Source organism: Photorhabdus temperata (genome assembly GCF_025384845.1).
Taxonomy (GTDB): domain Bacteria; phylum Pseudomonadota; class Gammaproteobacteria; order Enterobacterales; family Enterobacteriaceae; genus Photorhabdus; species Photorhabdus temperata.
Genome location: NZ_JAJAFX010000096.1, coordinates 1 through 7616, shown reverse-complemented (window position 1 = coordinate 7616; position 7616 = coordinate 1). Strand labels below are relative to the sequence as shown.

6 protein-coding genes and 2 pseudogenes are annotated in these 7616 nt (G+C 41.4%); all 8 read left to right on the top strand.

Annotation, left to right across the window (positions count from 1 at the left end; all coding sequences use genetic code 11):
• Window positions 1-1572, top strand: a 1572-nt coding sequence (locus tag LGZ99_RS22755) for a lipase family protein (RefSeq protein ID WP_262979670.1), incomplete at its 5' end; no start/stop codon positions are given.
• Window positions 1569-2318: a hypothetical protein gene (locus LGZ99_RS22750; protein WP_262979669.1), complete on the top strand. Its 750-nt coding sequence runs from the start codon at window positions 1569-1571 to the stop codon at window positions 2316-2318. The genes LGZ99_RS22755 and LGZ99_RS22750, both read left to right, overlap by 4 nt.
• A gap of 20 nt (window positions 2319-2338) precedes the next feature.
• A pseudogene (locus tag LGZ99_RS22745) lies at window positions 2339-2560 on the top strand (hypothetical protein); the annotation flags it as partial.
• A gap of 831 nt (window positions 2561-3391) precedes the next feature.
• The gene (locus tag LGZ99_RS22740; RefSeq protein WP_046976425.1) at window positions 3392-3601 is read left to right on the top strand and encodes a hypothetical protein; all 210 of its coding nucleotides are present in this window, start codon (window positions 3392-3394) and stop codon (window positions 3599-3601) included.
• Between the two features lie 22 nt (window positions 3602-3623).
• Window positions 3624-5543 (top strand): lipase family protein, encoded by a 1920-nt coding sequence (locus tag LGZ99_RS22735; protein ID WP_262979668.1) that lies wholly within the window; start codon window positions 3624-3626, stop codon window positions 5541-5543.
• Window positions 5540-6292, top strand: a complete 753-nt coding sequence (locus LGZ99_RS22730) for a hypothetical protein (protein WP_023046772.1) — start codon at window positions 5540-5542, stop codon at window positions 6290-6292. The genes LGZ99_RS22735 and LGZ99_RS22730 overlap by 4 nt, the downstream gene beginning before the upstream one ends.
• 20 nt (window positions 6293-6312) lie before the next feature.
• Window positions 6313-6534, top strand: a pseudogene (locus LGZ99_RS22725) (hypothetical protein); the annotation flags it as partial.
• Window positions 6535-7381: 847 nt separating this feature from the next.
• Window positions 7382-7616, top strand: a 235-nt coding sequence (locus tag LGZ99_RS22720; RefSeq protein WP_262979667.1) for a PAAR domain-containing protein, incomplete at its 3' end; no start/stop codon positions are given.

Genomic DNA, 7616 nt, shown 5'->3' with positions numbered 1-7616 from the left:
ATTAGTGATGGTTTGCCGGTGATTAAGGATTGGTATGACCCTAAAAAAATTCCACCCCCCTATCATTTTCCAGACCCGGAGCCAAGTGGCTACACGGTTCATCCCTTAAATCAACGGTATGTATTGGAAATATGCCCGTTTCGGGCCTGGGTCTTGCAGCTACATCATCAAAAAGAGTATTCCATTGTTAATGCGCATAACCAGTGTTTGATGAGTGTGTTGGCTTATGCCGGCGGGGATGTTGATACTGAAGGCTCGGTGACTCATTTCTTCAACCGGCAGATGGTGGATGTTTCGAAACTGCCTTATAAGGTGGAAAAAATATCAGCCAATCCTGTGGTTTATGATGTGCCGTTCAGTGAACGTTATTCTCGGGTAGAGTTTATTGATTCAGAAACGGCAGATAAACAGGGTGATACCCGGCTGTTTTATGTAGCCAGCAACAGTGATGTTCTTGTCAGCTGGCGGGGTACCATTAGTCTGGAGAATGTCCTAACTGATATCACCTTTCAGCCGTTAAGTTTGAGTTGCGACGATGAGAAAGCCCTGTGCAACGGGTTTATTCACCGTGGTAAAGTGCATAAAGGGTTCTGGGAAGCATTTAGTCTGGTTGGGATGTTAAGAGCTCCCAGTAATAAAGATACAACAGTATTCAGCGATATTCTGGGTTTGACCACAGGCAAAAGGTTGTTTGTTTGTGGACACAGTCTGGGAGGGGCATTGGCATTACTGCACAGTGCTCAATTGAAAGAATACAATCCTTGCCTCTACAGTTACGGGATGCCGAGAACATTAACCCGCAGTGCAGTACAGGAATTATCTTCTATTATCCATTATCGCCATGTGAATGAAGATGACCCCGTTCCTTCGGTGCCCTTTGAGAAAGATATGGATAATGGCTTTTTCAATTACTGGGCGCCGGCGGGGTACGAGTGGGAAGTAATGAAGCTGGTGTCTCCGTCACCGATTGTTAAAGCCATTAAACAAGCGACTGCCAGTCAAGAAATTTATCTGCATCATGGCAAAGTGGTCCATTTTTTAAAAGCCAGTGCCTGCCCGGAATGGCTGATTACCGCCAGTAATGTATCGCTGATAGCCAGATTAAGTGCAGAGGAAATATTAAGTAATACGACAAAACTGTATTTAATTCCTGAGTTGGATAAAGAAACAGAACACTTGTTCGCGCAGGCAGGTGAACAGCAAAACGCCCTGTTTGACCAGCTCACCCCACAGGAAAAGGACAAACTGTTTGCTGAAAATAAAAATCCTGAGTTAAAAGACAAATTAAGTATTCTTAACCACTTTTCATCTAGATATGCCGGTTATATTAATGCCCGTCTTAAAGAGCTATGCGAACCGGATAAAATGACGGTTTATCAGGACAGTCAGCGTCAATTTAAGGAGAAAATGGATGTTTATAAAAGACTGATCCCAGATGCTATTTACTACCGTAATCTCTGTTTTCTGGAAATGGATAAACAGTTAATAACATCATTGGCTGTTAGTCAGCAAACAGAAAAGGGAAAACTGGCTTTACAGCATTACTGCGATGGTAAGGAACTCCCAGTATGAAAATATTAAAAGTTTCGTTGTTATTGTTATTGCTGTCTTTTATTTATTGGGCGTTTAGTGATACCTTTTTTAACTGGCTTTTCCCCTTTTCATCTACTGGAAAGGGTCCGTGGATAACCGTGGAGGGTGTCGCGCCGAAATACACAAAACCGTATGTGTCAGCTGTGTATAAATCAAAAACTTGTCTTGATTATGAAGTTGATTCGCAGATGTCCCCTCATAAGGTACCGACCTATCACGGATTGAATCTGGATGTAAAAGCTGATCCCAAAACCGGCCATTTTCAGGCGAAATTACCCTTCAGTGGTGGAGGGTGGTGTAAATGGAAAATTGACCAAGCATTTGTAACCATAGGTTATACCGATGTCACCCATTTGATGCAAAATGCTGTTCAGGAGGTAGGGGCTGAAGGAACAGGTTTAACCGCATTTATCAACGATGCTGTCCGAATAAGTCTTAGCGAAACCGAGGCATTGAATATCATCAATTACAGCCCCACTATTTACCCTGTTTTGAAGATGGTTGAAAAGAGACCGAAAAGAATATTCTTACAAGGACAAGTAGCGCAACGTTTTTTTAGGCTGAAGTTAACGCCGGGCGCTGAATGGAAAATTACCTATAAACCTAAACTGGATGAAACCAAAATGCCGAAGGTCACAGTGACTAAGAAAGGCGAATGGGTTGAATATCCCGATGGACACATTGAAACTGATACTCAAATGGTAGATACCCGTTACATAAAGTAATCTCATCAGGAAAACTGACCATGATAAATATCAAACAGTATTTATTGGTTTTGTTAATCACATTAATATCAGGCTGTGCTGACCCAAATGAACCGCTTTCACCCCCGAAAAATAACCAGTGGATCACCGTCGAAGGGGTGGCACCGAAATACACAAAACCGCATGTGTCGGCAGAATATATCTCAACAGATTATCTTGAATATCAGTTACATGCTGATATGTCGCCTTATAAGGTGCCAACCTGACCAAGGCCATATTACTCATTTACCTAAACACCAACACCAGAAATAAGGAATCCCTATGAGCGATGGATGACATATTCTTCGAACCAACGGAGATGAACCATAAATGAAGTAATAATTCGATTGACTTCAAATACTGTTCCTCGTACCACGGGGATGAGAATTCATTGGCATTTATTTTGGCTTCTCCCTTCATCCATAACCTTTCTTGAAAGCCGGTATTACCGGCCAACAACGGAATACAATCGATTGGGCTAAATGGTAATATCATTATCCCCGGTATTTAATGAAGAATGGGTCATTAGTGAAACAATTAAACAGATAGCGTTATTAGCTATCATAACAAATTGGGGTAAATATATTTTTTGGTTAAAAATCAATACATTATTATGTCGCAATGATAATTGGACGGGATTTAAGTGGATAGGAAGCTGTTTTATCTATCGTGGATTATTTTTCTGAAAAAATGGCATGTCACTATTCGTTTTATCGTTTATTAGATTGAAGATAATTGAATTTATACTGAGTCTGTAATGCTTTCTTACCGTTTGTAACAATTTCTTACAAATTTATATTTTTGTAAATTTATAAAAAACGCTTGCTATCTGATCAAAGTTTAATAATTATTACTTTAAGTTCCATCATATGAGTAGTGTGAAAGGAATTTCAACTTCTGTTCCCTTTATTCAAAGGGATTAATCGATTGGGATACATTGCTGTCTTCCTGTCGTTCAATTTGTTATTACTCACTGCATAGCGCTGTGCTTTCTGTCTGTGGTAATCGGATTTTTGCTACCTTATTTTTAAGATCGCCTCGACAAGGGCGTTCCTGTGCGGGACCACCAGCTTATCCTGACCCTGAACCCGGATTGTTTTGCCAATCAGGGGGAGATGTATCAGTTCAGCCTGGTGGTGACACGCCTGCTGACGGTTTTCATCAGCATGGGCGCTTTTTTGATGATGAAGGTGATTGATGGTCAGACAGGAGAAGTCTTGTGGGACTTTCAAGAGATGATGTTCGGACTGCGTCCCTATATTTAATAACAAGCAGAGGAAAACACTGATGAGTAAAATAGATCCGCGTGAATGTCTTGATTGCAGGCGTTTGAAACACTGGGTGGAATTTCAGTTGGTGGATGAACAGGGAAAACCGCTAATCAATGCGCCTTATGGCTTGGTAAGCTGGGGATTACCGGATCATGTGCGCCGGGGGACAACGGATGGTTTCGGGGTGCTCAGGGAAGAAAACCTGTCAGCTCATCCCGTGATATTGTCTATCCATGCCCAATCGTTGGCCGATGAGATGGAACAACGCCCGTTGCGGGAAATACGTGGTGAAGAGGCTTCGGTGGTAAAGCCAAAAGCCGAAGCTGAAGGTCATCAATATCATTATGTGACTATCGGGCAGATTAGTGATGGTTTGCCGGTGATTAAGGATTGGTATGACCCTAAAAAAATTCCACCCCCCTATCATTTTCCAGACCCGGAGCCAAGTGGCTACACGGTTCATCCCTTAAATCAACGGTATGTATTGGAAATATGCCCGTTTCGGGCCTGGGTCTTGCAGCTACATCATCAAAAAGAGTATTCCATTGTTAATGCGCATAACCAGTGTTTGATGAGTGTGTTGGCTTATGCCGGCGGGGATGTTGATACTGAAGGCTCGGTGACTCACTTTTTTAATCGGCAGATGGTGGATGTTTCAACGCTGCCCTATAAAGTTGAGGAATTATCGGCAACACCTGTGATTTACGATGTACCGTTTAGTGAACGTTATACTCGGGTGAAGTTTATTGATTCACGAGCAGGAAATAACAAGCAGGGGGATACCCAACTGTTTTATGCGGCCAGTCAAAATGATGTGATTGTTAGTTGGCGGGGTACAGCCAGTTGGAGAAATGCCTTAACAGATACTACGTTCCAGCCCCTGAAATTGAGCTGTAGTGATGAAAAAGCTCTGTGCAGTGAATTTATTCATAATGGCAAAGTGCATAAAGGGTTCTGGGAAGCGTTCAGTTTGGTTGGAAATCTAACAGTCCCCGATAATGAAAATATAATAGTATTCAATGATATTCTTGACTTGGTTAAAGGAAAAAAGCTATTTATTTGTGGTCACAGCTTAGGCGGCGCACTTGCATTACTGCACAGTGCACAACTGAAAGAATACAATCCTTGCCTCTACAGTTACGGGATGCCGAGAACATTAACCCGCAGTGCAGTACAGGAATTATCTTCTATTATCCATTATCGCCATGTGAATGAAGATGACCCCGTTCCTTCGGTGCCCTTTGAGAAAGATATGGATAATAGTTTTTTCAATTACTGGACACCTGCGGGATATGATTGGGAAATTATGAAACTCGTGTCTCCGTCACCGATTGTTAAAGCCATTAAACAAGCAACAGCCAGTCAAGAAATTTATCTGCATCATGGCAAAGTGGTTCATTTTTTAAAAGCCAGCGCCTGCCCGGAATGGCTGATTGCCGCCAGTAATGTATCGCTGATAGCCAGATTAAGTGCAGAGGAAATATTAAGTAATACGACAAAACTGTATTTAATTCCCGAGCTGGATAAAGAAACAGAACACTTGTTCGCTCAGGCAGGTGAACAGCAAAACGCCCTGTTTGACCAGCTCACCCCACAGGAAAAGGACAAACTGTTTGCTGAAAATAAAAATCCTGAGTTAAAAGACAAATTAAGTATTCTTAACCACTTTTCATCTAGATATGCCGGTTATATTAATGCCCGTCTTAAAGAGCTATGCGAACCAGATAAAATGACGGTTTATCAGGACAGTCAGCGTCAATTTAAGGAGAAAATGGATGTTTATAAAAGACTGATCCCAGATGCTATTTACTACCGTAATCTCTGTTTTCTGGAAATGGATAAACAGTTAATAACATCATTGGCTGTTAGTCAGCAAACAGAAAAGGGAAAACTGGCTTTACAGCATTACTGCGATGGTAAGGAACTCCCAGTATGAAAATATTAAAAGTTTCGTTGTTATTGTTATTGCTGTCTTTTATTTATTGGGCGTTTGGTGATACCTTTTTTAACTGGCTTTTCCCCTTTTCATCTACTGGAAAGGGTCCGTGGATAACCGTGGAGGGTGTCGCGCCGAAATACACAAAACCACATGTGTCAGCAGAATATATTTCAAAAGATTGTCTTGAATATCGGCTTCATGCCGATATGTCTCCTTATAAGGTACCGACCTATAACGGATTGCGCCTGGATGTAAAGGCCGATCCAAAAACCGGCCATTTTCAGGCGAAATTACCCTTCAGTGGTGGAGGCTGGTGTAAATGGAAAATTGACCGGGCGTTTGTGTCCGTGAGTTATACCGATGTTAGCCACCTGGTGAAAGATGCTATACCCTATGGAGGAACAGGTCTAACCGCCTTTATCAACGATGCAGCGCGAACAAATTATTCTGAAGCCTCTGAGACTCGTGCATTGAATACGATAGATTTCAGCCCAACTATTTACCCTGTTTTGAAAGTAGTTGAGGGACGCCCAAACAGAATTTTCTTACAGGGTATAGTGGATTCATATCCTTTTCGGCTGAAATTAACACCAGGAGCAGAATGGAAAATTACCTTTAAGCCTAAACTGGATGAAACCAAAATGCCGAAGGTCACGGTGACTGACGGGAAGGGAGAATGGGTTGAATATCCCGATGGACACATTGAAACAGATACTCAAATGGTAGATACCCGTTACATAAAGTAATCTCATCAGGAAAACTGACCATGATAAATATCAAACAGTATTTATTGGTTTTGTTAATCACATTAATATCAGGCTGTGCTGACCCAAATGAACCGCTTTCACCCCCGAAAAATAACCAGTGGATCACCGTCGAAGGGGTGGCGCCGAAATACACAAAACCGCATGTGTCGGCAGAATATATCTCAACAGATTGTCTTGAATATCAGTTACATGCTGATATGTCGCCTTATAAGGTGCCAACCTGACCAAGGCCATATTACTCATTTACCTAAACACCAACACCAGAAATAAGGAATCCCTATGAGCGATGGATGACATATTCTTCGAACCAACGGAGATGAACCATAAATGAAGTAATAATTCGATTGACTTCAAATACTGTCCCTCGTACCACGGGGATGAGAATTCATTGGCATTTATTTTGGCTTCTCCCTTCATCCATGACCTTTCTTGAAAGCCGGCATTACCGGCCAACAACGGAATACCATCGATTGGGCTAAATGGTAATATCATTATCCCCGGTATTTAATGAAGAATGGGTCATTAGTGAAACAATTAAACAGATGGCGTTATTAGTTATCATAGCAAATTGGGATAAATATATTTTTTTATTAAAAATCAATGCTTTATTATATTGCAATGATAATTAGACGGAATTTAAGTGAATGAGAAGCTGTTTTATCTATCGTGGATTATTTTTCTGAAAAAATGGTATGTCACTGTCCGTTTTATCGTTTATTAGATTGAAGATAATTGAATTCATACTGCGCCTGTAATGCTTTCTTACCGTTTGTAACAATTTCTTACAAATTTATATTTTTGTAAATTTATAAAAAACGCTTGCTATCTGATCAAAGTTTAATAATTATTACTTTAAGTTCCATCATATGAGTAGTGTGAAAGGAATTTCAACTTCTGTTCCCTTTATTCAAAGGGATTAATCGATTGGGATACATTGCTGTCTTCCTGTCGTTCAATTTGTTATTACTCACTGCATAGCGCTGTGCTTTCTGTCTGTGGTAATCGGATTTTTGCTACCTTATTTTTGGGGTGGTGGGATCAATTATTTCCATTCCTGACGGGATATTTATGCTGAAAAATATCATACGACAAGGGGATAAAACCTCTCATGGCGGCGCTGTTTTAGCGGGTGATGACAGTTTCCAGATTTTGGGTAAAGGGGTGGCACGGATTAACGATCCGGTGTCCTGTCCAAAGTGCGGCGGGGAGCAAACTATTGCGGAAGGCACTTCGGCTGCAAGTGGGACTCATCAACAGGGGCTTGCTCTGGAGGGCATGAAAACCTCGTGTGGTGCCACGTTGA